This is a genomic window from Pseudomonas sp. FG6 (assembly GCF_057809015.1).
In genome coordinates this window covers 24,567-50,714 of record NZ_JBMDJD010000006.1, presented here as the reverse complement: position 1 = coordinate 50,714, position 26,148 = coordinate 24,567, and the positions used below count along the sequence as shown (strand labels likewise).

Genomic DNA, 26,148 nt, shown 5'->3' with positions numbered 1-26,148 from the left:
CTTGATACGCTTTAGCTTAGTTGCTCTTTGTCGCCTCGTCGTTCAATGCAGCACTTTGCAACGCTTTTCGCGCTTGTTGCTTGCGCAGCAACTGCCAGTGGGAAAGCACCGTCCTGGGCGCCCACATCTGCGGTTCGGAGGCCTCGAAATTGTCGGCCTGCTCACGCTCGGCCACGGTGGCCTTGGCGCGCTTGAAGGCTTGCTCCAGGTCGTCGGTCTGGTTCAGTGCCTGGGCGAACAGGGCGTCGCCAAAGTAGGTGAAGTTGGCTTCTTCGGAGCAGCCGAAGGACACCCGGTCAGCCCGCGAGGCGGTCATGATCAGCGTGCGATCATCCTTGAGCGCCGGGATGAAACCGCCGGAATAGCACGCCGAGATCACCACGATCTTGTCGCGGTTCTTCAGAGGGGCCAGCACAGCGGCCAGTTCGTCGGCGGGCAGGTCGGCCAGTTCCATGCGCGGCTGGTCGAGCACCAGTTCATGGTCGCTGGTGCCGTGGCTGGTCAGGTAGATGAAGATCAGGTCTTCCGGGCCGCTGCGCTCGGCCAGGGTGGCGGCGGCGCGGCGCAGGCTTTCTCGGGTGGCCATGGGCCGATCGCCGAGGTGATCGCGGTGGTTCACCAGGCGAATCTGGCCGAACGCGCCGAAACGGCTGGCGAGCATGTTGGCGACGTAGTCGGATTCGCGCAGGAATACGCTTTGCTTGCCATCGCCGCCCAAGGTCAGGCTGTACAGCTCGACGGCTGGCGTGGAGGCCGGGATATTGGCCAGGGCGTCGTCGAGCAGGCGACCCTGGGCCAGCAAACCCAGCTCAAGGACGTCCGGCAGCAATTTGCCGTCGGCATCGCGCACGCGTTGGCCGTTGGTCCAGGTGCCGCTCTGTACCGTGCCGTCGGCCAGCGCCAAGGTGCCGTGGCCGTGGTAGCTGTCGTTTTCGAACTCGCCGATGTAGAAGCTGCCGTCAGGCAGGTTCAGGCGGCCCTGGCCGGTAAAGCGCCACTCGTTGAATTGGCCGAGGTAATGGCTGCCGTCGGCACCGATCAGTTCGCCCTTGCCGGTCAGCGCGCCCTCCTTGAACTGGCCGATCCAGACGTCGCCGTCGGCATTTTCGTAGCGGCCGCGACCGCTGAGCTGGTTGTCCTTGAAGCCGCCGATGTAGACATCGCCATCGGCGCTGTTGAAGGTGCCCTTGCCCTGCAGTTGCCCGTCGACGAAGTGGCCGGTGAACTGGTTGCCGCTGGCGTCGAAGCGCTGGCCTTCGCCATTGGGCTTGCCGTTGGTGAAGGGGCCTTGGTACTGGCTGCCGTCCTCCAGCTCCAGGCGGCCGAGGCCGGAATACCGGTCGGCCTTGAACTCGCCCCGGTAGGTCATGCCGTTTTCCTTGAGCGTCCCTTCGCCGTCGCGCCGGCCTTGCTTGAAGCCGCCGGTGTAGCTGCTGGTGGGGGTGTTCAGGCTGCCCTGGCCGTGGAACAGGCCTTGCTGGAATTGCCCGCGATAGATCTCGCCGTTGCTGCCATGCCACTCGCCGGTGCCGTGCCACTGGCCCTGGTCGAACTGCCCGGCGTACCAGCTGCCGTTGGGGTAGTCGATGCGTCCCTGGCCTTGCAGCAGGCCATTGACCAGGTCACCGCGATAGCGGCCGCCGTCGGGAAGGCGTGCATCGGCTGGCAGGAACGATTCGCCGTCGCCGCAGGCGGTCAGCAACACAATCAGGGTCAGGGGGACGAGTAAGCGCATAACGGGATCCAGGTCATCAGGCCACGAGTATGCCGCAGCTCTCTGGATATAGCGAAGCGCTGCGAAACTGCCGGGGCGGTTTCGCATTCGCGAAGGTTTACACGAAGCAGAGCGACAACGGCTCGGCGATGTAGGCCGGTTTTTCCGAACCTTCGATTTCCAGGGTGGCGGTGGCCTTGAGCAGCCATTGGCCGGGTTTCTTTTCGGTGACGTCCACCAGTTCGACCTTGAGCCGGACCTTGGAATCGACTTTCACCGGCTGGATAAAGCGCACGCTGTCCAGGCCGTAGTTGACGACCATCTTCACGCCTTCGGGCAGGATCAGGATGTCTTCCATCAGCTTGGGCATCAGCGACAGCGACAGGAAACCGTGGGCGATGGTGCTGCCGAACGGAGTTTGCGCGGCCTTGACCGGGTCGACGTGGATGAACTGAAAGTCACCCGTGGCTTCGGCGAACAGGTTGATGCGCTCCTGGTCGATGGTGAGCCAGTCGGAACATCCGAGTTCCTTGCCGACATAATCCTTGAGCGCTGCAACGGGAACGTAGGGCATCGAGACTCTCCTTGATTCATCGGTTCTGTCTTTTTTTGGGTGCGGAGCGCTTGGCCCCGAAAGAACCACTGTAGATCAACATGGCGGGCGAAGAAGGTCACCGACCATGCTTTTTGCGAATGCCGAACCATAGCGTCGGCATGCTTATAATGCTGGCGCATTCATTGGGGCTGTTGTGGGGGAGAGAGCAAATGTTGCTACGGGGCCTGACCTGGCTGGTGCTGTTTCAATTGCTGGGCACTGCGATCAATCATTTGTTCCTGCCGGTGTTGCCGGGGCCGATCGTGGGCCTGCTGCTGTTGCTGGGTTACCTGATCATGCGTGGCGAAGTGAGCGAGCCGTTGAGCCAGGCCGCCGCCAGCCTGTTGCGCTACCTGCCGCTGCTGCTGGTGCCGCCGGCGGTGGGCGTGATGGTCTACGCCCGGGCCATCGCCGCGGATTTCTGGGCGATCGTCGGCGCGCTGACGCTGTCGCTGGTCCTGTCCGTGGCGCTGACGGGGTTGCTGATGCAACGCCTGGCCCGGCGCCACGCCGCAGCGGAGGACAGCCAATGATGCTCGACTGGCAGGGCGCCTGGGCTTCGGTGATTCATCATCCGCTGTTCGGCATCGGCATTACCCTGGGCGCTTATCAAGTAGTGCTGGCGGCCTTCGAAAAGACCCGCTGGATGTTCCTGCAACCGGTGCTGATGTCGATGGTGCTGTTGATCGGCGTGCTGCTGGGGTGCGGCATCGGCTACGCCGAATACCGCAAGAGCACCGAAATCCTCAGCATTCTGCTGGGCCCGGCCACGGTGGCCCTGGCGGTGCCGCTGTATTTGAACCTGCGGCGGATCCGGCAGTTGTTCTGGCCGATTTTTACTACGCTGGTGATAGCAGGGGTGTTCGCCACCGGTTCTGCGGTGGTGCTGGGCTGGAGTTTTGGCGCCGATCACATGATCCTGATGACCATGGCGCCCAAGTCGGTGACCTCGCCGATTGCCATGTTGGTGGCCGAGCAGATCGGCGGCGTGGCGGCCCTGGCGGCGGTGTTTGTATTGATTACCGGCGTGCTCGGGGCGATCCTCGGCCCGAGCATCCTGACGAAGCTCGGGGTCCGCAGCCCCGAGGCGCGTGGCATGGCCCTCGGCTTGACCGCCCATGCGGTGGGAACGTCCGTGGCGTTGCAGGAAAGCGAAGAGGCGGGCGCCTTTGCGGCGCTGGCGATGAGTCTGATGGGCGTGGCCACGGCGGTGCTGTTGCCGTTGGTGGTGTCGATGACGGTTTAAGGAACTGTTTATGAGCTTGCCGCTTTTCCCGTTAAACACCGTGCTGTTCCCCGGCTGCACCCTCGACCTGCAGATCTTCGAGGCGCGTTACCTCGACATGATCGGGCGTTGCATGAAAAAGGGCGAAGGTTTTGGCGTGGTGTGCATCCTTGAGGGCGAAGAGGTTGGCCTCGCGCCAGACGGTTATGCCCGGGTTGGCTGTGAGGCGCTGATCACCGATTTTTCCCAGCAGGGCAATGGCCTGTTGGGGATTCGTGTGCAGGGCGGCCGGCGCTTTATCGTGCACGAAAGCAGCGTCCAGCCCGACCAGTTGACCGTCGCCGAGGTGGAGTGGCTGGAAGAAGAGCCGGAGCAACCGTTGCAGGATGAGGACGCGGACCTGGTGGCGCTGTTGCTGGCGTTGGCCGAGCATCCGATGGTCGAGGCGTTGAACATGGGCACCGAGGCGACCGGCCAGCAGTCACTGGCCAACCAATTGGCCTACCTGCTGCCGTTCAAGGAACTGGACAAGATCGAGCTGCTGCAACTGGGCGACCCGCAACAGCGCCTGGATGCGATCCAGGCCTTGCTCGATGAGTTGCAGGGTGAGTTGTTCGCCTGACATCACTCATCTTCACTGGACAACACTCAATCCCACAGGGGGGCAGTGTCTGTGGGGCGGCGCTTACTTAATAGGCATACCGCAACATCGCATGGGGCAAATGCCGCAGTGCGAAGAAGCTGAACGTCGCCACCAGCGCCGGCAGGACCAGCCACCAGATTTTCGGCGACATCGCCGGCAACGGTGCCTGGCGCTGGCTCAGCCATAGGGCGGCGGCGCAGACGCTGGCGGCGAGCATGGCGCCGGCGAGGACATCGCTGGGCCAATGCACGCCCAGGTATACCCGCGACAAGGCGATGGCCAGCGCCGGCAGGCAACCCAGCAGCAGCCAGGTCAGGCGCAGGCGCGGGGGTTGGCCGCGACCGGCCAGGACGGCGAGGGTCAGGAACAGGGCGAAGGCGCCGGAGGCGTGGCCGCTGGGCATGCTGTAGCTGCCCAGTGGGTCGGTCAGGATTTCCGGGCGCACCCGGGCGAAGAAGTGCTTGCTGGCGGTATTGGCGAGGGCCGTGAACAGCATCGTGCCACCGGCGAAGAGCGCCGGGCGCCACTGGCGTGCCAGCAACAGCAATGCGGTGACCAGCGCGCAGATCACCAGCATGTTGCGAAATTCGCCGATCAGCGTGAAGGTCACGGCGATTTCGTCCAGCGCCGGGCTGCGGTGTTCCTGGACCAGCGTCATCAGGCCCTGGTCGAACGCCGTCAAATACCGAAAACCGAGGAACAGGCCGATCAGGATTACCAGGCCCAGGCCGGCAATCAGCGCCGTGGCGTGCCGATGGCGGCGCAGGCTGCTGCTGACGCTCAGGCCGATCATCACCGCGACGCTGCCCATCACCACGCCGGCCTGTGGCCAGAAACCCTCGGGCAATGGCAGGCGAAACGCCGCCCCGGTGGCCCAGCCTGGGAGCAGGTACGCGACGCTCCAGCCTGTCGCGGCCAGCACGCTGACGGCGGCGAAGCGCGGGAACGGCATGTCGCACATCCCCGCCACCATCGGCAGCATGGGCCTGAGCGGGCCGATAAAGCGGCCCACCAGGAGGCTGGCGATGCCGTAGCGCTGGAAATAGTTTTCTGCCGCGCTCATCCACTCCGGGTGATGCCGCAGCCCCGGCAAGCGGCGAATGTTCTGGTGGAAATGCCGACCGAGGAAGTACGACACCATGTCCCCCAGCAACCCGCCGAGCAGGCCCAGCAACAGCGTCTCACCCAAGGGCAGCGCACCGCTGCCGGCCAGCACCGTTATCGCAAACAGCAACACGGTGCCCGGCACGATCAGGCCGACGATGGCCAGGCACTCCCCGCAGGCCACGATGAACACGGCCATCGCCAGCCATTGCGGGTTCACGGTCAGCCAGGCGGTGATGCTATCGAGCCATGGGCCCATAAGGACAACTCCATTGAATTTTGATTGGCGTGCATTGTTACCGTGGGCGAAAGTTTGTGGGAGCAAAGCTTGCTCGCGACGAACGATGACACGAATTTACTGTTGATCCGTGTCGCCTGCATCGCGAGCAAGCTTTGCTCCCACAAGCCCGCTCCCACAGGGGGATGAGGTATTTCATCAGGGCAGCAAAAAATAATCCCGACCTTCGACCTGTCCACGGCGCAAGGGGTTGCGGGTGCACCAGGGGGCGTAGGCGGCGTCGACGAAGCGATAGGGCAGGTGCTCGTCGCGTCCCTGGGGAATGCCCAGGCGTGTGGTCTGGATCACATTGACCGTCGGCACGCCCACTTCTTCCACCAACAGGCGTTCGGGGTCGAAGCGCTTGGCGTCCCACTCCGGGACTTTCAGCCCCAGGGCCTTGCACAGCAGGGTCTGGCCGGCACAGAGTTTTTGCGGCGTGCGCGGCCGGCCTTGGGCGTCGGGGTTGTTCAGCAGCATCTGCGCCAGGCTCTGGGGGGCGCTGAGGGCATCGACCCAGGGGTAGGCCGATTTGATCAGCACGGCATTGCCCGGCCCTTGCGCGCTGAAGTTCAGCGAATCGCCGCCGCGGGCGTAGTACATATAGATGTGGCCGCCGTCGAGGAACAAGGCCTTGCGCTTTTCCGTGTAGCCGAGGGAGGCGTGGCTGCCTTTTTCGGCGAAGTAATACGCTTCGGTCTCGATGATCCGCGCGCTGAGCCACAGGCCGTTGACCTTGTGGCGGATGACCTTGCCCAGCAGATCCTGGGCCAGCACTTGGGCGTCGCGGTCAAAAAAGGCGTGGGGCAGGGCGTTTGGCGGACGGAGCGAATCAGTCATGGTCGATAGGCAGAGTGAGGCCAAGGGAGGCGCGATGATAACAATGGAATGCTTAATCGCCGCTGAACATCGGATATTTCTGCCGGTTTTGCGCCTCCGCCGGTCACCGCTGTGAGTCCATGCTGTTAGTCGAGGGAGACGACAGCTATAATCTGCCGCTTTCCTCATCGCCAAGACCTCACAGACCATGACTGAGTCCGTTCTTGACTACATGACCCGCCTGGGTCGCGCCGCCCGCGAAGCGTCGCGCATCATCGGCCGGGCCAGCACCGCGCAGAAAAACCGCGCCCTGCAGGCCGCTGCCAATGCGCTGGACGCTGCTCGCGCCGAGTTGTCCGCCGCCAATGAGCTGGACCTGGCCGCCGGCCGGGCCAATGGCCTGGAGCCGGCCATGCTCGAACGCCTGGCGCTGACCCCGGCCCGCATCGACGGCATGATCGTCGGCCTGCGCCAGGTCGCGGCACTGCCGGACCCGGTCGGGGCGATCCGCGACATGAGCTACCGGCCATCGGGCATCCAGGTCGGCAAGATGCGCGTACCCCTGGGCGTGGTCGGGATCATCTATGAGTCGCGGCCCAACGTGACCATCGACGCCGCGAGCCTGTGCCTGAAATCCGGTAACGCGACCATCCTGCGTGGCGGTTCCGAGGCGATTCATTCCAACCGTGCCATTGCCGCGTGCATCCAGCGCGGCCTGGCCGAGGCCGATCTGCCGGCCGCCGTGGTGCAAGTGGTGGAAACCACCGACCGTGCCGCCGTTGGCGCCCTGATCAGCATGCCCGAGTTCGTCGACGTCATCGTGCCCCGCGGTGGCAAGGGCCTGATCGAGCGGATCAGCCGCGATGCCCGCGTGCCGGTGATCAAGCACCTGGACGGCATCTGCCACGTCTACGTCAGCGCCCACGCCGACCAGCCCAAGGCCCAGCGCATCGCCTTCAACGCCAAGACCTACCGTTATGGCATCTGCGGCGCGATGGAAACCCTGCTGGTGGACGAGGCTGTTGCCGCGCAGTTCTTGCCGGCGATGGCTGCCCAATTCCGCGAAAAAGGCGTCGAGCTGCGCGGTTGCGAGCGTACCCGGGCGATCATCGAGGCGGTGGAAGCGACCGAAGAAGACTGGGACACCGAATACCTGGCGCCAATCCTGTCGATCCGCGTGGTCGACGGGCTGGACCAGGCCATCGACCACATCAATCGCCACGGCTCCCATCACACCGATTCCATCGTCAGTGAAAACCTGGGCGAAACCCGGCGCTTCGTGGCCGAAGTGGACTCGGCCTCGGTGATGATCAACACCCCGACCTGCTTCGCCGACGGCTTCGAGTACGGTTTGGGTGCCGAGATCGGCATTTCTACTGATAAGCTGCACGCCCGCGGCCCGGTGGGCCTCGAAGGGCTGACCTGCGAGAAGTACATTGTGGTCGGTGACGGCCAGTTGCGTGGACAGGAGCCTGCCTGACTTGGGCAACCTTGATCCGGCGCCTGTGATGACGCACCCTGCGACGACCGCCGCGCCCCGGCGCATTGGTATCCTGGGCGGCACGTTCGACCCGGTGCACATCGGTCACTTGCGCGGTGCCCTGGAAGTCGCCGACGCCCTGGCCCTCGATGAGCTACGCCTGCTGCCCAGCGCCAGGCCGCCTCATCGGGATACGCCGCAGGTGTCGGCGCAGGATCGCCTGGCAATGGTCGAGTGCGCGGTGGCCGGTGTGGCGCCGTTGGTGGTGGACGCCCGCGAATTGCAGCGGGACAAACCGTCCTACACCATAGACACCCTGGAGCTGATACGCGCCGAACTGGCCGTGGATGCCCAGGTTTTTCTGCTTCTGGGCTGGGACGCATTTTGCGGCCTGCCCACTTGGCATCGCTGGGAAGAGTTGCTCCAGCATTGCCACATCCTGGTGCTGCAACGCCCGGATGCCGACAGCGAGCCGCCGGATGCCTTGCGCAACCTGCTGGCGGCCCGCTCGGTGAGCGACCCGCTGGCCCTGAAAGGGCCGAGCGGACAGATTGCATTCGTCTGGCAGACGCCGCTCGCGGTATCCGCCACCCAGATCCGTCAACTGCTGGCCAGCGGTAAGTCGGTACGTTTCCTGGTGCCCGACGCGGTCCTGGCCTACATCGATGCGCACGGACTGTACCGTGCGTCGAACTGAAAGCGGCGCGCTTCAAGGTACGTGAATGCGTAGCGAAGCGCCCGAACATACGAGCAAAACGAGTTTTATATGACTGACAAAGACGTAAGCAAAGTAAAGCGCAAGGGCACGTTCAAGAGCGCCCCGTTGCCTGCAGAGGCCCCAACCGGCGTCGTGCTGGCCGGTGAAGAACTGGTCAAGGTGGCCGTTGCGGCCCTCGAAGACGTCAAGGCCCAGGACATCCAGGTGATCGACGTTCGCGAAAAGCAGAGCATCACCGACTTCATGATCATCGCCACCGGTACCTCCAACCGCCAGATCAATGCGATGCTGGAGAAGGTCCGTGAAATGGTGAAGGCCCGTGGCGTCAAGCCGCTGGGTGAAGAAGGCAAGGGCGAAAGCGACTGGGTCCTGCTGGATATGGACGACGTCATCGTGCACATGATGACCGCCTCGGCCCGCCAGTTCTACGACCTGGAGCGCCTGTGGGCCGGTGCCGAGCAGAGCCGTGCGGCGGACGCTCGCCACCACAGCCCGGAAAACCCCCATGAGCACTTCACCAAGCTCAACAAAGACCAGCAATAAGGGATCGCTGTGCGACTGCGCCTGATCGCCGTCGGTTCTCGCATGCCCAAGTGGGTGGAAGAAGGCTGGCATGAATATGCCAAGCGTCTTCCTTCCGAGCTGGCCCTGGACCTGGTGGAAATTCCGCTCAATACCCGTGGCAAGAACGCCGACGTGGCGCGCTTTATCCGCCAGGAAGGCGAAGCCATGCTGGCCAAGGTCGGGCCGAACGAGCGCATCGTCACCCTGGAAGTCCACGGCAAGCCCTGGAGCACCGAGCAACTGGCGGTGGAGCTCGATCGCTGGCGGTTGGATTCGCGCACAGTCAATTTCATGGTTGGTGGCCCGGAAGGGCTGGCGCCGGAAGTCTGTGCCCGGGCCGACCAGCGTTGGTCATTGTCGCCGTTGACGCTGCCGCACCCCCTGGTGCGGATCCTGATCGGTGAACAGCTGTACCGTGCCTGGACAGTCCTGTCCGGGCACCCTTACCACAAGTAATCCCGCCCCCATGCCTCAGCCGATCCGCATCAAGGACCACGAAAAAGACGCCCGCCTGGTGCGCAGTCGCGTCGTGTTCGGCGCCATTACGGTGGTGACGCTGATCGGCGTGCTGATTGCGCGGTTGTATTTCCTCCAGGTGATCCAGTACGAGTACCACTCGACCCTGTCGGAAAACAACCGTGTGCATGTGCAACCGATTCCGCCGACGCGTGGCTTGATCTTCGACCGCAATGGCGTGGTGGTGGCCGATAACCGGCCCAGCTTCAGCCTGAGCATGACCCGCGAGCGTTCCGGTGACTGGCAGCAGGTGCTCGACGTGATCGTCGAAGTGCTGCAACTGACACCCGAGGACCGGGCGATCTTCGAGAAGCGCATGCGCCAGGGCCGGCGCCCGTTCGAGCCGGTGCCGATCCTGTTCGAGCTGACCGAAGAGCAGATTGCCCTGATCGCGGTGAACCAGTTCCGCCTGCCGGGCGTCGAGGTGGTGGCGCAGTTGGTGCGGCATTACCCCCAAGGCGAGCACTTTGCCCACTCGGTCGGCTACATGGGCCGGATCAACGAGAAAGAGCTCAAGTCCCTCGACCCGGTCAACTACAGTGGCACCCACCACATCGGCAAGACCGGTATCGAGCGCTTCTACGAGCCTGAGCTGCACGGCCAGGTGGGCTATGAAGAAGTCGAGACCAACGCCCGTGGCCGGGTATTGCGGGTGCTCAAGCGCACCGACCCGATTCCTGGCAAGGACATCGTCCTGAGCCTGGACATCAAATTGCAGGAAGCCGCCGAAGCGGCGCTGGGCGGACGGCGTGGCGCGGTGGTGGCCCTGGACCCGAACACCGGCGAGGTGCTGGCGATGGTCAGCCAGCCGAGTTTCGACCCGAACCTGTTCGTCACCGGTATCAGCTTCAAGGCCTACGCCGAATTGCGCGATTCCATCGACCGGCCGCTGTTCAACCGGGTGCTGCGTGGCCTTTATCCGCCGGGTTCGACCATCAAGCCAGCCGTGGCGATTGCCGGGTTGGACGCTGGCGTGGTGACCGCTTCGAGCCGGGTCTTCGACCCCGGTTACTACATGCTGCCCAACTATGACCACAAGTACCGCAACTGGAACCGCACCGGTGACGGCTACGTGGACCTGGAAACGGCGATCATGCGGTCCAACGACACCTATTTCTATGACCTGGCCCACAAGCTGGGGATCGATCGGCTGTCGTCGTACCTGAACAAGTTTGGCATTGGCCAGAAGGTCTCCCTGGACATGTTCGAGGAATCCCCTGGCCTGATGCCGTCCCGGGAGTGGAAGCGGGTGACTCGCCGGCAGGCGTGGTTCCCGGGCGAGACCCTGATCCTGGGGATCGGCCAGGGCTACATGCAGGCCACGCCCCTGCAATTGGCCCAGGCCACGGCCTTGGTGGCGAGCAAGGGCAAGTGGTATCGCCCGCATCTGGCCAAGACCATCGAAGGCGAGAAGCCGGTGGACCCGAACCCGATGCCGGACATCGTCCTGCGCAACGCGTCGGACTGGCAGAAGGTCAACAACGGCATGCAGCAGGTAATGCACGGTGCCCGGGGTACCGCCCGCAAGGCGGCCATCGGCTCGCCTTATCGCATCGCCGGCAAGAGTGGTACGGCCCAGGTCGTGGCCATCAAGCAGGGCGAGAAGTATGACCGCTCCAAAGTCCAGGAACGCCACCGCGACCACGCCTTGTTCGTCGGCTTCGCGCCGGCGGACAACCCGAAGATCGTCGTGTCGGTGATGGTCGAGAACGGCGAGTCCGGTTCCGGCGTGGCCGCGCCCGTGGTGCGCCAGGTGATGGACGCCTGGCTGCTGGATGAACACGGCCAGCTCAAGTCCGAATTCGCAAGCCCCACTACCGCGGAGGCTACGGCCCGTGAAGAGTAATTTCGACCGGATCCTCTCCAGCGAAGACGTGATGCGCCGGCGGGCGACGTTGTTGCAGCGCATGCACATTGACGGTCCGTTGCTGGTCCTGTTGCTGATCCTCGCGGCGGGCAGTCTGTTCGTGCTGTATTCGGCCAGTGGCAAGAGCTGGGACCTGCTGGCCAAGCAGGCCACCTCGTTCGGCATTGGCCTGGTGTCGATGATCGTCATCGCTCAATTCGAACCGCGGTTCATGGCGCGCTGGGTGCCGCTGGCCTATGTGGTGGGCGTGGGCCTGCTGGTGGTGGTGGACGTGATGGGCCACAACGCCATGGGCGCTACTCGCTGGATCAACATTCCGGGGGTGATCCGCTTCCAGCCTTCGGAGTTCCTCAAGATCATCATGCCGGCGACCATCGCCTGGTACCTGTCCAAGCGCACCCTGCCACCGCAGCTCAAGCACGTGTGCATCAGCCTGCTGCTGATTGGCATCCCGTTCATCCTGATCGTGCGCCAGCCGGACCTCGGCACCTCGCTGCTGATCCTGGCCGGCGGCGCTTTCGTGCTGTTCATGGGCGGGCTGCGCTGGCGCTGGATCCTCAGCGTGGTCGCCATCGCGGTGCCGGTCTCGGTGGCCATGTGGTACTTCGTGATGCACGACTACCAGAAGCAACGCATCCTGACCTTCCTTGACCCGGAGAGCGATCCGCTAGGCACCGGCTGGAACATCATCCAGTCCAAGGCCGCCATCGGTTCCGGCGGGGTGTTCGGCAAGGGCTGGCTGATGGGCACCCAGTCGCACCTGGACTTTTTGCCGGAAAGCCACACCGACTTCATCATTGCGGTGATGGGCGAGGAGTTCGGCCTGGTGGGTATCTGCATCCTGCTGTTGATCTACCTGCTGCTGATCGGCCGCGGGCTGGTGATCACCGCCCAGGCCCAGACGCTGTTCGGCAAGTTGCTGGCGGGCAGCCTGACCATGACGTTTTTTGTTTATGTTTTCGTCAACATCGGTATGGTCAGTGGCTTGTTGCCGGTGGTGGGGGTTCCGTTGCCGTTCATTAGCTACGGAGGAACTTCGCTGGTGACGCTACTGTCAGCGTTTGGGGTCTTGATGTCGGTCCATACCCACCGCAAGTGGATCGCACAGGTTTGAATAAGGTGAAGAGTTCAATGCAAGCAATGCGTGGCTGGTCGACGCGATACGCGCCGTGGATCGGCCTGTTCGGCCTGCTTGGGGGCGCGCAGCCGGCCCTGGCGGCGGGGGAATACGAAGGCTCGCCCCAGGTGGCCGAGTTCGTTGGCGAGATGACCCGTGACTACGGGTTTGCCGGTGAACAGTTGATGGATGTGTTCCGCGAGGCTGAGCGCAAGCAGTCGATCCTCGATGCGATTTCCCGGCCCGCCGAACGCGTCAAGCAGTGGAACGAGTATCGGCCGATGTTCATCACCGATGCGCGCATCGCCCGTGGCGTGGACTTCTGGCGCCAGCACGAGGCCGCCCTGGCCCGTGCCGAGCAGGATTACGGCGTGCCGGCGCAGATCATCGTGTCTATCATTGGGGTCGAGACGTTCTTCGGGCGCAATACCGGTAATTTCCGGGTGATCGACGCGCTGTCGACCCTGGGTTTCGATTACCCGCCCCGGGCCGAGTTTTTCCGCAAGGAGCTGCGTGAGTTCCTGTTGCTGGTCCGCGAGGAGCAGGTCGACCCGTTGACCCTCAAGGGCTCTTACGCCGGGGCCATGGGGCTGCCGCAATTCATGCCCAGTAGTTTTCGCGCCTACGCGGTGGACTTCGACGGCGATGGCCACATCAATATCTGGACCAACCCGACCGATGCCATCGGCAGCGTGGCCAGCTATTTCAAGCGCCATGGCTGGGAGGCCGGCCAACCGGTGGTCAGTCGCGCCGACGTGCGTGGCGACCGGGTGGACGAGGGCCTGACCGAGGGCATCGAGCCGACGAAAACCGTCGGGGAGTTGCGGGCGTTGGGGTGGTCGAGTCATGATGCGCTGCGTGATGACATGCCGGTCACCGCGATGCGCCTGGAAGGCGAGCAGGGCCCCGAATATTGGATGGGCCTGAAGAATTTCTACGCGATTACGCGTTATAACCGCAGCGTGATGTACGCCATGGCCGTATATCAACTGTCTGAAGAGCTGGTCAAAGCACGGGGCGTCAAATAATGCAGGCATTGCCTACCTATCAACCCCTGAAAGCCAGGCGCCTGAAGTTCGTGGCGCTGGCTGCGCTGTCGTTGTTGGTCGTCAGTTGTTCGACCAGTCGCGCGCCGACCCAGAAAAACTCCACCGCCGTGCGATCGGCGCCGGGCCTGGACATCAACCGGGCCCACAAGGACGGCGCGCCGTGGTGGGACGTGGATGTCTCGCGCATCCCGGACGCGACACCGACCCTGCACACCGGTCCCTACAAGGCCAACCCATACACGGTGCTGGGCAAGACCTATTTCCCGATGGCCGACTCCAAGACCTATGTCGCGTCGGGCACCGCCTCCTGGTACGGCACCAAGTTCCACGGCCAGAACACCGCCAACGGCGAGGTGTATGACCTGTATGGCATGAGCGCGGCGCACAAGACCTTGCCGCTGCCCAGCTATGTGCGAGTGACCAACCTGGACAACAACAAGAGCGTGATCCTGCGGGTCAATGACCGTGGGCCGTTCTATTCCGACCGCATCATCGACCTGTCGTATGCGGCGGCAAAAAAACTCGGTTATGCTGAAATCGGCACCGCGCGGGTCAAGGTCGAAGGCATTGACCCGCAGGAATGGTGGGCCCAGCGCGGCCGTCCGGCGCCTTTAATGCTCAACGAGCCTAAAGTGGCGCAAAATGCCGCGCCAACCGTGACGGCGTCCACCGGCACGGTCGAGCAGTGGACACCGCCGCCGCAGCAACACGCTGCGGCCGTCGTGCCGGTGCAGATCGATGCAAAAAAAAACGCTTCTGCAACAGCGTCTGGCCAGTTTCTGCAAGTGGGCGCGTTCGCCAACCCGGACGCTGCCGAACTGCTGAGGTCGAAGCTCAGCTCGATGGTGAGCGCCCCGGTGTTCATCAGCTCGATCGTGCGCAACCAGCAGACACTGCATCGGGTGCGCCTGGGGCCGATCGGTTCTCCGGGTGAGGTCCAGCAAGTGCAGAACAGCGTGCGCCTGGCCAATCTCGGTTCGCCGAGCCTGGTCACCGCCGAGTGACAAGAGATAGACGGCCTGCTTGCGGTTCGAGCGGGCCCGGTTGTTGGCTCGACAAATAACAAAAGCCCGGCAAGGGATATGAGTGAGCAACGTAAGCACGCGGCAGTTCGTTGAAAGGCTGCCAGTTACCATTAGCGATTTTCGAGAGACGGATGAACATCACCACCTTTGCCAAACGCCTTTGCCTGCTAGTCCCGCTGCTACTCTCACCTGCCGCGTTCGCGGTCGAGATGATGCCTTCGCCTCCACAACTGGCAGCCAAGGCCTATGTACTCATGGACGCCAGCAGCGGCAACGTGCTGGTCGAGAACAACGGTGACCAACGTCTGCCGCCGGCCAGCCTGACCAAGCTGATGACCGCCTACATCGCGACCCTGGAAATCCGTCGCGGCCAGATCGGCGAGAACGATCCGGTGACCGTCAGCGAAAACGCCTGGCGTACCGGCGGTTCGCGGATGTTCATCAAGGTCGGCTCGCAAGTGACCGTCAGCGACCTGCTGCACGGCATCATCATCCAGTCCGGCAACGACGCCAGCGTGGCCCTGGCCGAACACATCGCCGGCAGCGAAGACGCCTTCGCCGACATGATGAACAAGACCGTCGGCGACCTGGGCATGAGCAACAGCCACTTCATGAACCCGACCGGCCTGCCGAACCCCGAGCACTATTCCTCGGCCCACGACATGGCGCTGCTGGCCCGGGCGATCATTCATGAAGACCCGGCGCACTACGCCATCTACTCCCAGAAGGAATTCTTCTGGAACGGCATCAAGCAGCCTAACCGCAACCTGCTGCTGTGGCGCGACAAGACCGTCGATGGCCTGAAGACCGGCCACACCGACGAGGCTGGCTACTGCATGGTGTCCTCGGCCGTGCGTGATGGCATGCGCCTGATCGCCGTGGTGTTCGGCACCAGCAGCGAAGTGGCCCGTGCCGCCGAGACCCAGAAGCTGTTGACCTATGGCTTCCGCTTCTTCGAAACCCAGACCTTCTACCAGAAGGGCACCGAACTGGCCCAGGCTCCGGTCTGGAAGGGCACCAGCAATCAGGTCAAGGCCGGCCTGGCCGAGGACCTGACCATGACCCTGCCCAAGGGCCAGCTCAAGAAACTCGCTGCCAGCATGACCATGAACCCGCAGCTGACCGCCCCCATCGCCAAGGGCGACGTGATCGGTAAAGTCGAAGTCAAGCTGGAAGACAAAGTGGTCCACAGCGCCGATCTGATCGCGCTGGACGCCGTCGAGGAAGGTGGTATCTTGCGCCGCATGTGGGATAGCATCCGTCTATTCTTCTACGGCTTGTTCAACTGATTCGAGTGTTGAGCTGCATGGCCCCGTTCCTATCCGGTCCGGGGCCATGTTCGTTACCAAGGCTTACGAGGCCGCTACGCCATGACAGATTCCGAAGTAAAGGCGCCAAAAATCGAATTTCCGTGCGCGGATTATCCCATCAAGATAATTGGCGACACTGGGGTGGGCTTCAAGGACAAGATCGTCGCGATCGTCGAGAAGCACGCCACCGTCGACTTCAAGACCCTGGCCGAGCGCCAGAGCACCAACGGCAAGTACACCACGATCCAGGTGCACATCGTTGCCACCGGCCAGGAACAGCTTTACGACATCAACAGTGAGCTGCGGGCGACCGGTTTCGTGCACATGGTGTTGTGATGCCCGGTACGCTGGGCTTTCGCGAGCTGGGCCAGATGGCTTACGAGCCGGTCTGGCACGCCATGCAACGCTTCACCAATGAACGCGGCAACACCGCCGACGATGAGGTCTGGTTGGTGGAGCACCCGCCGGTCTTCACCCAAGGCCAGGCCGGCAAGGCCGAGCACTTGTTGCTGCCGGGAGATATCCCGGTGGTCAAGGTCGACCGGGGCGGGCAGGTGACTTACCATGGCCCCGGCCAACTGGTCGCCTACCTGTTGCTGGACGTGCGCAAGCTGGGCTTCGGCGTGCGCGAGTTGGTGACCCGCATGGAAACCTGCCTGATCGAGCTGCTGGCCAGCTATGGAATCAGTGCGCAGGCCAAGCCGGACGCGCCAGGTGTCTATGTCGACGGGGCGAAGATCGCCTCCCTGGGTCTGCGGATCCGCCACGGCTGTTCGTTTCACGGCCTGGCGTTGAACGTGGACATGGACCTTGCCCCGTTTCGACGGATTAATCCCTGTGGCTACGCGGGGCTGGCAATGACCCAGCTGCGCGATCACGCAGGTTCGATTGAATTTGCCGAGGTAAGTGCCCGGCTGCGTGCGCAGCTTGTCAAACACCTCGACTACGCTGAGCAGACGACCCTAACGGGCGGAATCGATTGATATGACGAATGATGCAGTGCAAACCGTAACTCCGACGCAGGATGGTACCGAGCGTCCGGCCCCGCGCACCAAGGTCGAGGCGGGCGTAAAGCTACGCGGCGCCGAGAAGGTTGCACGCATCCCGGTCAAGATCATCCCGACCACCGAACTGCCGAAGAAACCTGACTGGATCCGCGTGCGTATCCCGGTTTCCCCTGAGGTCGACCATATCAAGACGCTGCTGCGCAAGCACAAGCTGCACAGCGTCTGCGAAGAGGCCTCCTGCCCGAACCTGGGCGAGTGCTTCTCCGGCGGCACCGCCACCTTCATGATCATGGGTGACATCTGCACCCGTCGCTGCCCGTTCTGCGACGTCGGCCATGGCCGTCCGAAGCCTTTGGACGCCAGCGAGCCGGAAAACCTGGCCATCGCCATCGCCGACCTCAAGCTGCGCTACGTGGTCATCACCTCGGTGGACCGCGACGACCTGCGCGACGGCGGTGCCCAGCACTTTGCCGACTGCATCCGCGAGATCCGCAAGCTGTCGCCGAACGTACAGCTCGAAACCCTGGTGCCGGACTACCGCGGCCGCATGGACATCGCCCTGGAAATCACCGCGGCCGAGCCACCGGATGTGTTCAACCACAACCTGGAAACCGTGCCTCGCCTGTACAAGGCCGCGCGCCCGGGTTCGGACTACCAGTGGTCGCTGACCTTGCTGCAGCGCTTCAAGCAGATGATGCCGCACATTCCGACCAAGTCTGGCTTGATGCTGGGCCTGGGCGAGACCGATGAAGAAGTGATCGAGGTCATGAAGCGCATGCGTGAGCATGACATCGACATGCTGACCCTTGGGCAGTACCTGCAGCCTTCGCGCAATCACTTGCCGGTGCAGCGTTTTGTGCACCCGGATACCTTTGCCTGGTTTGCTGAGGAGGGGTACAAGATGGGGTTCAAGAACGTGGCTTCGGGGCCGTTGGTGCGGTCTTCGTATCATGCGGATGAGCAGGCTAAGTTGGTCAAGGCTGAGCTGATCGGGTCCTGATTTTTTTGCGTCGGTTTTTGGGGTGGTGTGTGTATCCGTTTTTTGCGTAACGGCTGCTTATGGTTCCGCCCTTACGGCGGGTCACTTTTTTCAAACGCCAAAAAAGTAACCAAAAACGCTTCGCCCCACCACTCGGTGCCTCGCCTAGGCTCGGCATGCCTGAACGAAGGCATCGCTCCGTGGGCCGCCGCGAAGGGCCATCCATGGCCCAGCGCGGCTAACCCGGCCTCCATGCCGGGTTACCCACTGCGCAATACCTTCGTTCAGCCATCGTGGTTAATGGGGCGCAAGAGCCAAAGCCAAAGCCAAAGCCAAAGCCAAAGCCAAAGCCAAAGCCAAAGCCAAAGCGAAGCGGTCTAGGAACCGGTCTGTTTTGGGCTGATCTGCGCCCTTGCGGCGCTGTGGGCCTCAACTGTGGGAGCAAAGCTTGCTCGCGATGACGATGAATCAGCTACAAAGATGCTGAACGCACTTTGCTCTGCTTTGCTTTTGACTTTGATCTAAGCGCCCCATTAACCACGCCGAGTGGTGGGGCACAGCGTTTTTGGTTACTTTTTTGGCGTTTGAAAAAAGTAACCCGCCGTAAGGGCGGAACCGCCAGTAGCCGTTACCGCAGAAACGGATATACATACGCATGCAAGCCTCAGGGAGCCCACGGATGACCGTGCAACCGCCAAGCCCACATCACCCCGTCCCAGCCCTCCCTAAAGAAGGCCTGATCGCCCTGATCGCCCCCGCCGGCCCCGCCCCCCTGGACACCGACAAAGCCATCCAATGGATGCACGCCCAGGGCCACGGCTTGCGGATATTCCCCGGCGTCTACGAAAAAAACGGCTACCTGGCCGGCAGCGACGAAGTGCGCCTCAACGACTTGCACGCCGCCTTCGCCGACCCCCAAGTCAAAGCCATCATCTGCCTGCGCGGCGGCTACGGTACGCCACGTCTGCTGGATCGCATCGACTTCGACCTCCTACGGCGCAACCCCAAGCCCTTCGTCGGCTACAGCGACATCACCGCCCTGCACCTGGCCATCAGCCGTTACGCAGGCTTTGTGACGTTCCACGGGCCATTGCTCAACGCCGACCTCCTGGGCGACAAGCAACCCCCAACCGTCACCTCGTTTTTCAACCTGCTGCATGGGCAGTTGAAGGCCGGCAGTGTGCTGAGTCATCCAGTGGCGTATCCCTTGACCACCGTCGAGCCAGGTGTCGCCCAGGGGCGTCTGCTGGGGGGCAATCTGTCGATGATTGCCGCGACCCTGGGTACGCCTTACCAGATCGACGCCGACGGCGTGGTCCTGTTCATCGAAGACATCAACGAGCCGCTGTACCGCATCGATCGCCTGCTGACCCAGTTACGACTGGCTGGCACCCTGGCGAAGTTAAGGGGCGTATTGGTGGGGGACGTGGCCGGGGTGGACGTCGAGGCGTTGAACCGCTTGCTCAAGCAGACGTTTGAGCCGCTGCGGATCCCGGTGGTGTCTGGCTGGCGCAGTGGGCATTGTGATCCGAACCTGACGTTGCCCATGGGGGCGTTGGTCAGGCTGGATGCGGATGCTCAGACCTTGGTGCTGGAGCAGGATGTGGTGATTAGCCGGTAGTGCTGTGTTGCCCGGAAGTCAGTCCTCGCGAGCAGGCTCGCTCCCACATTGGACAGTGTTCAAAAATCCTGTGGGAGCGAGCCTGCTCGCGATGAAAGTAGCCGCCATAAGGCAAATCAGCGGTTACGCAAGCCTTCCAGCAACTTGTGCGTCGGGTACCCATCCGCTGGCCAGCCGAACGACTGCTGGGCGCTGCGGATCGCCTTGCGGGTGTTGGCGCCGATGATGCCGTCGGGGGTGCCGGCGTCGTAGTTGTGCTGGGCCAGCAGTGTCTGCAACTCGATGCGCTCGCTGCGGCTCAGCGGCAGGTCGTCCTTGGGCCATTGGCCGTAGATCAAGCCTTCTCCCGCGAAGCGTTCCGACAACAACCCTACTGCCAACGCGTAGGACGAGGAGTTGTTGTACTTGAGGATGGCGCGGAAGTTATCGAACACCAGGAACGCCGGGCCGCGATAGCCGGCTGGCAGCAACAGGGCTGCCGACAGCTGGCGATCACCTGGGGCAATTGGCATGCCGGCATAGGTGGAAACCCCCAGTTTTATCCATTCGGCGACGGGTTTGCGGATCGTGCCGTCGGCCAGGGCGTAATCGAAGCCCTCTGCAAGTTGGACCTCGAATCCCCAAGGCTGGCCGCGTTGCCAGCCGGAGCTTTGCAGGTAGTGGGCGGTCGAGGCCAGGGCATCGGTGGAGCTGCCCCAGATGTCACGGCGCCCGTCGCCGTCGAAGTCCACCGCGTGGGTGTTGTACGTGGTGGGGATGAACTGGGTCTGGCCCATGGCTCCGGCCCAGGAGCCGAGCATTTTTTCCGGCGAGATGTCGCCCTGTTGCAGGATGTGCAGCGCGGCAATCAGTTGCGCATGGGCAAAACCTGGGCGTCGCCCTTCATAGGCCAGGGTCGCCAGGGAGTTGATCACCGATTTGGTGCCCTGGAACTGGCCGAAGTTGCTTTCCATGCCCCACACCGCCACCAGGGCCTGGCGGTCGACGCCATAACGCTGTTCGATGCTTTGCAGGACCTGGGCGTTCTGTTGGATCAGGCTCTTGCCTTTGTTGATCCGCAAGGGCGATAGCGCACCGTCGAGGTATTCCCAGACGGGCCGGGTAAATTCGGGCTGGCTGCGATCGGCCTTGATCACGCTCATGTCCGGGCTGACGCCGATAAAGGCGCGGTCGAACAGGTCGGCGCGGATTCCGGCGGCCAGCGCTTCCTTGCGAAAGCCAGCCTGCCATTCAGCGAAGGTCTGGGTCGGTGCGATGTCCAGGTTTTCACCGGTTGGCACCACCGGTGGCACGGCGGCCGGAGCGGTCAGGGCGGGGACGGTCTGGAGCGGTTGGGCGTCGGCGGCGGTAGGCTTTTCGGCGCAGGCGACAAGCAGGGCGACGCTTGTGGCGGCAATCAATTGGCGCATGGGCCAACGGCGGGAAAGACAAAAGGGCATGCACGGATCCAGAAAAACAAATCAGGTGCTGACCTTAACATGCGAAAGGGGCGTAGGGCTTGTCCGAGTGTTTCAGGCTGCCAGAAAGCAAGAAGCCTCCCAGTTGTCAGACTGGAAGGCTTCGCGGCGGTAGCTGCCCTTGCCCTTGGTGGGTCGTTCCTGACGGCTGCGGAACAGAGGCTGGGCGATGATGGACTTGGCCTTGTTGGGGCCGTGCCTGGATGGCTTTTTGCTCATGGTGCGATCTCTCATGGATGGTTTTTGCGGGGCAAATCATGGGGCAGGGGTGGGGTGTTGTCCAGTCCTGCATTGCGTAGGAAATGTAATCTGACTGAAGAGCTTTTGTGGCGAGGGAGCTTGCTCCCGCTGGGCTGCGCAGCGGCCCTAAAATTTTTGGGAGCGCTGCGCACTGGAGCGCCAGCCCGGTCCAGCGGGAGCAAGCTCCCTCGCCACAGAAGCATCTTTGCCACAAAAATCTGGGGCGCAGGATTATTCTGCAGGTAAAGGCAGCCGCTGCCCAGCCATCAACAGCGCCAGCCGACTCAGGCTCATCCACGGCGAACCAGCCGCCTGGCCCTTGATCTGCGCATCGATGCGCTGGGCTTCGAGCAGCAACTGTGCCCAGCGCGATGCCGAGTAGCGTTGCAGGGCCTTGCTCATCAGCGGCTTGCGTTTGTCCCAGACCGGTGGCCGGGCTTGGCTGAAAGCTTTGTCCAGCGGTACGCCCTGGCTGTATTGCAACGAGAGGTTGGCCAGCAGGCGCAGTTCCCGGGCCAGGGCCCAGAGGATCACCGGCGGTTCGACGCCTTCGCCCCGCAGGCCCTCAAGCATGCGCAGGGCGTGGGCGGCTTCGCCGTTGAGGATTGCGTCCGTCAGCCCGAAGACATCGAAGCGGGCGCTGTCGGCCACGGCGGCCTGTACCGTTTCCACGGTCACTTGGCCACCTTCGGCCATCAGCTTGAGCTTTTCGATTTCCTGGGCAGCGGCCAACAGGTTGCCTTCGACCCGCGCGGCAATCAGCTCCACCGCGTCCTGGCTGGCCGACAGACCGGCCTGGGATAGGCGCTGGCGGATCCAGCTGGGCAATTGACTGACGTCGACCGGCCAGATCTGCACGAACTGGGTCTGTTGACCTTCGACCAGGGCCTTGCCCCATTTGGTCTTCTGCGCACTGCCATCGAGTTTCGGCAGGCTGATGAGCAGTACCGTGTCTTCGGCTGGCCGTGAGCAATATTCGATCAGCGCGGCGGCGCCTTTGTCGCCGGGTTTGCCGGACGGCAAGCGCAGCTCCAGCAGACGCTTCTCGGCGAACAACGACATGCTCGCCCCAGCCTGCAGCAGTGTGCCCCAATCGAAGTTGGCGTCGGCGGCGAACACTTGGCGTTCGTCGAAGCCTTGCTGGCGAGCAGTGGCTCGGATGGCGTCGGCGGCTTCCTGGCACAGCAGCGGGTCATCGCCGCTGATGATGTAGACCGGCGCGAGGGCGCCTTGCAGGTGTTTGCCGAGTTGGGCGGGGGCCAGCTTCATAAAGCACAGCTCATAAGAGGAAGCGAGCGGGGCGCCAAAGCGCCCCGCAAGGCTTATTCAGCCGGGATCTGCATCGGCGACTGTTGCGGGGTTTCCGCTTCAGCCTTGCGTGCCGCTTCCAGCGCATCGGCGTCGGCCTTGGCGCGGGCGTTGGCGGCCTGTTGCAGTTGTTCCAGCTGGGCAGGGCTCAGCTGTTGCAGGCGCAGCATCATGCGCTGGACGAGGTCACGACGCATTTCGTTGCGAGTTTCGACTGACTCTTGGTCGGAGCCGGTGATGTTGTTGCCGTCATGCAGGTAGACCTTCTGCACCTGAAGCTTGTCGTCCAGCAGCGACAGGTTGTTCTGGCCACGGATCTCGTAGCTCAGTTCGTTGGTCAGTTGATATTCAGCCGAACGACCCGCGCCTGCATAGCTCAGGCTGCGCTGGCTTTGCTGTTCATTGGTCAGCACCAACTTGTAGGGGGCACCGTTATAAATCCTTACCCCGCTGTTCTCCAGGGTCTGGCGCAGCATTTTCACGGTGTCGCCGTAGGCGTTCCGTGCGCTGAGGTCCAGCTCCTTGATCGCCAGCTCGGTGGTGCCGGTGCCGCGCAACTGGAAGCCGCAGGCGCTCAACAGGACCGCCAGGCCCATCACCAGCAGATTACGTTTGATCATCTTGTTGCTCCCCTTGAAACCCATGGGTCGATCGGGCGACCCCGCAGGTTAAATTCGGCGCCCGGCCTTTGGCCAGGCGCCCGGTCCAATTAGCTTGCGACGATGTTGACCAGTTTGCCCGGCACGACGATCACTTTGCGAATCGTCAGGCCATCGACGAAGCGCAGTACGTTCTCATTGGCCCGTGCGGCGGCTTCGACTTCTTCGCGAGTGGCGGCGGCCGGCATTTCGATCTGGCCACGCAGCTTGCCGTTGACCTGGATGACCAGGGTCAGGCTGTCCTGTACCAGCGCGGTTTCGTCCACCACCGGCCAACTGGCGTCGATCACCGGGTCGGCGTGACCCAGTTGACTCCACAGCTCGTGGCTGATGTGCGGTGTGATCGGCGCCAACAGCAGCGTCACGGCTTCCAGGCCTTCATGGACCAGTGCGCGATCCTGCTCGGTGGCTTGTGCGGCTTTTTCCAGCACGTTCATCAGCGTCATCACCTGGGCGATGGCGGTGTTGAACTTGTGGTTCTGGCCGACGTCGTGGCTGGCCTGCTTGATGGCCAGGTGGATCGAGCGGCGAATGGCTTTCTGTTCGTCGTTCAGGCTGGCGACATCCAGCTTGCCCGGCAGGCCCAGGGTGACGTGGGCCTGCGCCAGGCGCCAGACGCGCTTGAGGAAGCGGTGCGAGCCCTCGACGCCGGAGTCGGACCATTCTGCGCTCATGTCGGGTGGCGAGGCGAACATCATGAACAGGCGGCAGGTGTCCGCGCCGAACTGGTCGATCATCGACTGTGGGTCGACGCCGTTGTTCTTCGACTTGGCCATCTTCTCGGTGCCGCCGATTTCCACCGGCAGGCCGTCGGCGATCAGCTTGGCGCTGATGACCTTGGCCTTGCTGTCGCGTTCGAGTTCGACATCGCTCGGGTTGAACCAGGTGTAGGCACCGTTGGCTTCGCGACGATAGTAAGTCTCGGCGATCACCATGCCCTGGGTCAGCAGGTTCTTGAACGGCTCGTTGGAGCTCACCAGGCCTTCGTCACGCATCAGCTTGTGGAAGAAGCGCGCGTAGAGCAGGTGGAGAATGGCGTGTTCGATCCCGCCGATATACTGATCCACCGGCAGCCAGTGGTCAGCCGCGGATTTTTCCACCAGCCCGCCTTCATAGCGTGGCGAGGCGTAGCGGGCGTAGTACCACGAGGACTCGACGAAGGTGTCCATGGTGTCGGTTTCACGCTTGGCCGGCGCACCGCATTTCGGGCAGTTGCACTCGTAGAACTCGGGCATGCGCGCCAGGGGCGAGCCGGCGCCGTCGGGTACGACGTCTTCCGGCAGGACCACGGGCAACTGGTCTTCCGGCACCGGTACGTCGCCGCAGCTGTCGCAATGGATGATCGGGATCGGGCAGCCCCAGTAGCGCTGGCGGCTGATGCCCCAGTCGCGCAGGCGGAACTGGGTGCGCGAGGCGCCGAGGTTCTTCTTGATCAGCGCAACTTCGATGGCATCGAATGCACCGGCGAAGTCCAGGCCGTTGAATTCGCCGGAGTTGATCAGTTCGCCGTGTTCGCCGTAGGCGTCTTGCCACGGTGCCGGAGTCTGGTCACCGGCGCTGGTGCGCACCACGGTCTTGACCGGCAGGTTGTACTTGTGGGCGAACTCGAAATCGCGCTCATCGTGGGCGGGCACGGCCATGACCGCGCCGTCGCCGTAGTGCATCAGCACGTAGTTGGCGACCCACACCGGGAGTTTTTCGCCGGTGAGCGGGTGCTCGACGAACAGGGGCGTCGGCAGGCCTTTCTTTTCCTGGGTGGCGACATCGGCTTCGGCGACGCTGCCGCCCTTGCATTCGGCGATGAACGCCTGCAGCTCAGGGTTGTTCTGTGCCGCCAGGGTCGCCAGCGGATGCTCGGCCGCTACGGCCACATAGGTGGCGCCCATCAGCGTGTCCGGACGGGTGGTGAAGACCTTCAGCGCGCCGGCTTCGCCAATCGAGGCGACGTCGTAGGGGAATTGCACTTCCATGCCCCGGGACTTGCCGATCCAGTTGCGCTGCATGGTCTTGACCTGCTCGGGCCAGCCGGTCAGCTCGTCGAGGCTCTCCAACAGTTCATCCGCATAGGCGGTGATCTTGAAGTAGTACATCGGGATCTCGCGCTTCTCGATCAGCGCGCCGGAACGCCAGCCGCGACCGTCGATCACCTGCTCGTTGGCCAGTACGGTCTGGTCCACGGGGTCCCAGTTCACGGTGCCGTTCTTGCGGTAGATCACGCCTTTTTCGAACAGACGCGTGAACAGCCACTGTTCCCAACGGTAGTAGTCGGGCTTGCAGGTGGTCACTTCGCGAGACCAGTCCACCGCCAGGCCCAGGCTGCGCAGCTGGCTTTTCATGTAGGCGATGTTTTCGTAGGTCCACTTGGCGGGCGCTACGTTGTTCTTCATCGCGGCGTTTTCCGCCGGCATGCCGAAGGCGTCCCAACCCATGGGTTGCAGGACGTTCTTGCCTTGCATGCGCTGGTAGCGGGAGATCACGTCGCCGATGGTGTAGTTGCGCACGTGCCCCATGTGTAGCTTGCCGCTGGGGTAAGGGAACATCGACAGGCAGTAGTAGGTCTCCTTGCCTGGCTGTTCGCTGACTTCAAAGGACTTTTGCTCGTCCCAGAACGACTGGGCGGCGGCTTCGATTTCACGGGGCTGGTAGTGTTCGTGCATGGCTACTTTTGTACTGAATGGGGTGGCCCAATCCTCTTCGTGGCCCTGTTGGACGCTGACGACGCCGATTGCGGCGTTTTCGATGCCCAGCCAGGCTGGAATTGGAGTTACAGGAAGCGCCGTAGCATACATGACCGCGCTCTACCGAGGGAAACCCTGATTGCGTGGTGGTCATCGTCGACACCCGCCGATGGGCG

25 protein-coding genes are annotated in these 26,148 nt (G+C 63.0%); 16 read left to right on the top strand and 9 right to left on the bottom strand.

The window, feature by feature from the left end; genetic code table 11:
• Window positions 1–16: 16 nt before the first annotated feature.
• Window positions 17–1,735 (bottom strand): C13 family peptidase, encoded by a 1,719-nt coding sequence (locus tag ACODSJ_RS05610; protein ID WP_489100790.1) that lies wholly within the window; start codon window positions 1,733–1,735, stop codon window positions 17–19.
• 97 nt (window positions 1,736–1,832) lie between these two features.
• A complete protein-coding gene (locus ACODSJ_RS05605) occupies window positions 1,833–2,288 on the bottom strand; it encodes a MaoC family dehydratase (RefSeq protein WP_489100789.1) in 456 nt (151 codons plus the stop codon).
• 191 nt (window positions 2,289–2,479) lie between these two features.
• On the opposite strand from ACODSJ_RS05605, the gene ACODSJ_RS05600 reads away from it, so the two are divergent.
• From ACODSJ_RS05600 to ACODSJ_RS05590, 3 genes are read left to right on the top strand one after another with little or no spacing between them, the layout of a single operon-like run.
• Window positions 2,480–2,842 (top strand): CidA/LrgA family protein, encoded by a 363-nt coding sequence (locus ACODSJ_RS05600; protein WP_489100788.1) that lies wholly within the window; start codon window positions 2,480–2,482, stop codon window positions 2,840–2,842.
• Window positions 2,839–3,555, top strand: coding sequence for an LrgB family protein (locus ACODSJ_RS05595; RefSeq protein ID WP_489100787.1), 717 nt, complete (start codon window positions 2,839–2,841; stop codon window positions 3,553–3,555). Before ACODSJ_RS05600 ends, ACODSJ_RS05595 begins: the two co-directional genes overlap by 4 nt.
• 10 nt (window positions 3,556–3,565) lie before the next feature.
• Window positions 3,566–4,156: an LON peptidase substrate-binding domain-containing protein gene (locus ACODSJ_RS05590; protein ID WP_489100786.1), complete on the top strand. Its 591-nt coding sequence runs from the start codon at window positions 3,566–3,568 to the stop codon at window positions 4,154–4,156.
• 67 nt (window positions 4,157–4,223) lie between these two features.
• Here the strand turns inward: ACODSJ_RS05590 and ACODSJ_RS05585 are convergent, their stop codons facing one another.
• Together ACODSJ_RS05585 and ACODSJ_RS05580 are read right to left on the bottom strand one after the other, a co-directional pair.
• Window positions 4,224–5,540: a bifunctional DedA family/phosphatase PAP2 family protein gene (locus tag ACODSJ_RS05585; protein ID WP_489100785.1), complete on the bottom strand. Its 1,317-nt coding sequence runs from the start codon at window positions 5,538–5,540 to the stop codon at window positions 4,224–4,226.
• A 177-nt stretch (window positions 5,541–5,717) separates the two neighbouring features.
• A complete protein-coding gene (locus ACODSJ_RS05580) occupies window positions 5,718–6,398 on the bottom strand; it encodes a DNA-3-methyladenine glycosylase (RefSeq protein WP_489100784.1) in 681 nt (226 codons plus the stop codon).
• Window positions 6,399–6,585: 187 nt separating this feature from the next.
• On the opposite strand from ACODSJ_RS05580, the gene ACODSJ_RS05575 reads away from it, so the two are divergent.
• The 13 genes from ACODSJ_RS05575 to ACODSJ_RS05515 all read left to right on the top strand — a co-directional run bounded on the left by ACODSJ_RS05575 (window position 6,586) and on the right by ACODSJ_RS05515 (window position 19,630).
• Complete coding sequence (locus ACODSJ_RS05575; RefSeq protein WP_489100783.1) at window positions 6,586–7,857, top strand: glutamate-5-semialdehyde dehydrogenase; 1,272 nt, start codon at window positions 6,586–6,588, stop codon at window positions 7,855–7,857.
• Window positions 7,858–7,885: 28 nt separating this feature from the next.
• Window positions 7,886–8,554, top strand: a complete 669-nt coding sequence (gene nadD, locus ACODSJ_RS05570; protein WP_489100782.1) for a nicotinate-nucleotide adenylyltransferase — start codon at window positions 7,886–7,888, stop codon at window positions 8,552–8,554.
• 69 nt (window positions 8,555–8,623) lie between these two features.
• Window positions 8,624–9,118 (top strand): ribosome silencing factor, encoded by a 495-nt coding sequence (rsfS, locus tag ACODSJ_RS05565; protein WP_489100781.1) that lies wholly within the window; start codon window positions 8,624–8,626, stop codon window positions 9,116–9,118.
• A 9-nt stretch (window positions 9,119–9,127) separates the two neighbouring features.
• Window positions 9,128–9,595: a 23S rRNA (pseudouridine(1915)-N(3))-methyltransferase RlmH gene (rlmH, locus tag ACODSJ_RS05560; protein WP_489100780.1), complete on the top strand. Its 468-nt coding sequence runs from the start codon at window positions 9,128–9,130 to the stop codon at window positions 9,593–9,595.
• Between the two features lie 10 nt (window positions 9,596–9,605).
• Window positions 9,606–11,501, top strand: coding sequence for a penicillin-binding protein 2 (gene mrdA, locus ACODSJ_RS05555; protein WP_489100779.1), 1,896 nt, complete (start codon window positions 9,606–9,608; stop codon window positions 11,499–11,501).
• 31 nt (window positions 11,502–11,532) lie between these two features.
• Window positions 11,533–12,636 carry a rod shape-determining protein RodA gene (gene rodA, locus ACODSJ_RS05550; RefSeq protein WP_489100881.1) on the top strand — a complete coding sequence of 368 codons (1,104 nt, stop codon included), beginning with the start codon at window positions 11,533–11,535 and terminating at the stop codon, window positions 12,634–12,636.
• A 17-nt stretch (window positions 12,637–12,653) separates the two neighbouring features.
• The gene (gene mltB / locus ACODSJ_RS05545) at window positions 12,654–13,667 is read left to right on the top strand and encodes a lytic murein transglycosylase B (protein ID WP_489100778.1); all 1,014 of its coding nucleotides are present in this window, start codon (window positions 12,654–12,656) and stop codon (window positions 13,665–13,667) included.
• Entirely contained in the window at window positions 13,667–14,692 is a 1,026-nt protein-coding gene (locus ACODSJ_RS05540) for a septal ring lytic transglycosylase RlpA family protein (protein WP_489100777.1), read from the top strand. The genes mltB and ACODSJ_RS05540 overlap by 1 nt, the downstream gene beginning before the upstream one ends.
• A 152-nt stretch (window positions 14,693–14,844) precedes the next feature.
• Window positions 14,845–16,002: a D-alanyl-D-alanine carboxypeptidase family protein gene (locus ACODSJ_RS05535; RefSeq protein WP_489100776.1), complete on the top strand. Its 1,158-nt coding sequence runs from the start codon at window positions 14,845–14,847 to the stop codon at window positions 16,000–16,002.
• An 81-nt stretch (window positions 16,003–16,083) separates the two neighbouring features.
• Entirely contained in the window at window positions 16,084–16,359 is a 276-nt protein-coding gene (locus ACODSJ_RS05530) for a DUF493 domain-containing protein (protein WP_489100775.1), read from the top strand.
• The gene (gene lipB, locus ACODSJ_RS05525) at window positions 16,359–17,006 is read left to right on the top strand and encodes a lipoyl(octanoyl) transferase LipB (protein ID WP_489100774.1); all 648 of its coding nucleotides are present in this window, start codon (window positions 16,359–16,361) and stop codon (window positions 17,004–17,006) included. The genes ACODSJ_RS05530 and lipB overlap by 1 nt, the downstream gene beginning before the upstream one ends.
• Window position 17,007: 1 nt before the next feature.
• A complete protein-coding gene (gene lipA, locus ACODSJ_RS05520) occupies window positions 17,008–18,030 on the top strand; it encodes a lipoyl synthase (protein ID WP_489100773.1) in 1,023 nt (340 codons plus the stop codon).
• A gap of 658 nt (window positions 18,031–18,688) precedes the next feature.
• Window positions 18,689–19,630, top strand: coding sequence for a S66 peptidase family protein (locus tag ACODSJ_RS05515; protein ID WP_489100772.1), 942 nt, complete (start codon window positions 18,689–18,691; stop codon window positions 19,628–19,630).
• 116 nt (window positions 19,631–19,746) lie between these two features.
• On the opposite strand, the gene ACODSJ_RS05510 is transcribed toward ACODSJ_RS05515, so the two are convergent.
• The 5 genes from ACODSJ_RS05510 to leuS form a co-directional block, all read right to left on the bottom strand.
• The gene (locus ACODSJ_RS05510) at window positions 19,747–21,069 is read right to left on the bottom strand and encodes a lytic murein transglycosylase (protein ID WP_489100771.1); all 1,323 of its coding nucleotides are present in this window, start codon (window positions 21,067–21,069) and stop codon (window positions 19,747–19,749) included.
• Between the two features lie 72 nt (window positions 21,070–21,141).
• The gene (arfA, locus tag ACODSJ_RS05505) at window positions 21,142–21,306 is read right to left on the bottom strand and encodes an alternative ribosome rescue factor ArfA (RefSeq protein ID WP_489100770.1); all 165 of its coding nucleotides are present in this window, start codon (window positions 21,304–21,306) and stop codon (window positions 21,142–21,144) included.
• Between the two features lie 252 nt (window positions 21,307–21,558).
• Entirely contained in the window at window positions 21,559–22,596 is a 1,038-nt protein-coding gene (gene holA / locus ACODSJ_RS05500) for a DNA polymerase III subunit delta (RefSeq protein WP_489100769.1), read from the bottom strand.
• A gap of 53 nt (window positions 22,597–22,649) precedes the next feature.
• A complete protein-coding gene (locus ACODSJ_RS05495; RefSeq protein ID WP_489100768.1) occupies window positions 22,650–23,255 on the bottom strand; it encodes an LPS-assembly lipoprotein LptE in 606 nt (201 codons plus the stop codon).
• Window positions 23,256–23,344: 89 nt separating this feature from the next.
• Window positions 23,345–25,951 (bottom strand): leucine--tRNA ligase, encoded by a 2,607-nt coding sequence (gene leuS, locus ACODSJ_RS05490; RefSeq protein WP_489100767.1) that lies wholly within the window; start codon window positions 25,949–25,951, stop codon window positions 23,345–23,347.
• Between the last annotated feature and the right edge of the window lie 197 nt (window positions 25,952–26,148).

Bases quoted from the DNA above. Each gene is read 5' to 3' on its own strand.
- ACODSJ_RS05610 (WP_489100790.1), bottom strand. From the start codon at position 1,735: ATGCGCTTACTCGTCCCCCTGACCCTGATTGTGTTGCTGACCGCCTGC.
- ACODSJ_RS05605 (WP_489100789.1), bottom strand. From the start codon at position 2,288: ATGCCCTACGTTCCCGTTGCAGCGCTCAAGGATTATGTCGGCAAGGAA.
- ACODSJ_RS05600 (WP_489100788.1), top strand. From the start codon at position 2,480: ATGTTGCTACGGGGCCTGACCTGGCTGGTGCTGTTTCAATTGCTGGGC.
- ACODSJ_RS05595 (WP_489100787.1), top strand. From the start codon at position 2,839: ATGATGCTCGACTGGCAGGGCGCCTGGGCTTCGGTGATTCATCATCCG.
- ACODSJ_RS05590 (WP_489100786.1), top strand. From the start codon at position 3,566: ATGAGCTTGCCGCTTTTCCCGTTAAACACCGTGCTGTTCCCCGGCTGC.
- ACODSJ_RS05585 (WP_489100785.1), bottom strand. From the start codon at position 5,540: ATGGGCCCATGGCTCGATAGCATCACCGCCTGGCTGACCGTGAACCCG.
- ACODSJ_RS05580 (WP_489100784.1), bottom strand. From the start codon at position 6,398: ATGACTGATTCGCTCCGTCCGCCAAACGCCCTGCCCCACGCCTTTTTT.
- ACODSJ_RS05575 (WP_489100783.1), top strand. From the start codon at position 6,586: ATGACTGAGTCCGTTCTTGACTACATGACCCGCCTGGGTCGCGCCGCC.
- nadD (WP_489100782.1), top strand. From the start codon at position 7,886: ATGACGCACCCTGCGACGACCGCCGCGCCCCGGCGCATTGGTATCCTG.
- rsfS (WP_489100781.1), top strand. From the start codon at position 8,624: ATGACTGACAAAGACGTAAGCAAAGTAAAGCGCAAGGGCACGTTCAAG.
- mrdA (WP_489100779.1), top strand. From the start codon at position 9,606: ATGCCTCAGCCGATCCGCATCAAGGACCACGAAAAAGACGCCCGCCTG.
- rodA (WP_489100881.1), top strand. From the start codon at position 11,533: ATGCGCCGGCGGGCGACGTTGTTGCAGCGCATGCACATTGACGGTCCG.
- mltB (WP_489100778.1), top strand. From the start codon at position 12,654: ATGCAAGCAATGCGTGGCTGGTCGACGCGATACGCGCCGTGGATCGGC.
- ACODSJ_RS05540 (WP_489100777.1), top strand. From the start codon at position 13,667: ATGCAGGCATTGCCTACCTATCAACCCCTGAAAGCCAGGCGCCTGAAG.
- ACODSJ_RS05535 (WP_489100776.1), top strand. From the start codon at position 14,845: ATGAACATCACCACCTTTGCCAAACGCCTTTGCCTGCTAGTCCCGCTG.
- ACODSJ_RS05530 (WP_489100775.1), top strand. From the start codon at position 16,084: ATGACAGATTCCGAAGTAAAGGCGCCAAAAATCGAATTTCCGTGCGCG.
- lipB (WP_489100774.1), top strand. From the start codon at position 16,359: ATGCCCGGTACGCTGGGCTTTCGCGAGCTGGGCCAGATGGCTTACGAG.
- lipA (WP_489100773.1), top strand. From the start codon at position 17,008: ATGACGAATGATGCAGTGCAAACCGTAACTCCGACGCAGGATGGTACC.
- ACODSJ_RS05515 (WP_489100772.1), top strand. From the start codon at position 18,689: ATGACCGTGCAACCGCCAAGCCCACATCACCCCGTCCCAGCCCTCCCT.
- ACODSJ_RS05510 (WP_489100771.1), bottom strand. From the start codon at position 21,069: ATGCCCTTTTGTCTTTCCCGCCGTTGGCCCATGCGCCAATTGATTGCC.
- arfA (WP_489100770.1), bottom strand. From the start codon at position 21,306: ATGAGCAAAAAGCCATCCAGGCACGGCCCCAACAAGGCCAAGTCCATC.
- holA (WP_489100769.1), bottom strand. From the start codon at position 22,596: ATGAAGCTGGCCCCCGCCCAACTCGGCAAACACCTGCAAGGCGCCCTC.
- ACODSJ_RS05495 (WP_489100768.1), bottom strand. From the start codon at position 23,255: ATGATCAAACGTAATCTGCTGGTGATGGGCCTGGCGGTCCTGTTGAGC.
- leuS (WP_489100767.1), bottom strand. From the start codon at position 25,951: ATGCACGAACACTACCAGCCCCGTGAAATCGAAGCCGCCGCCCAGTCG.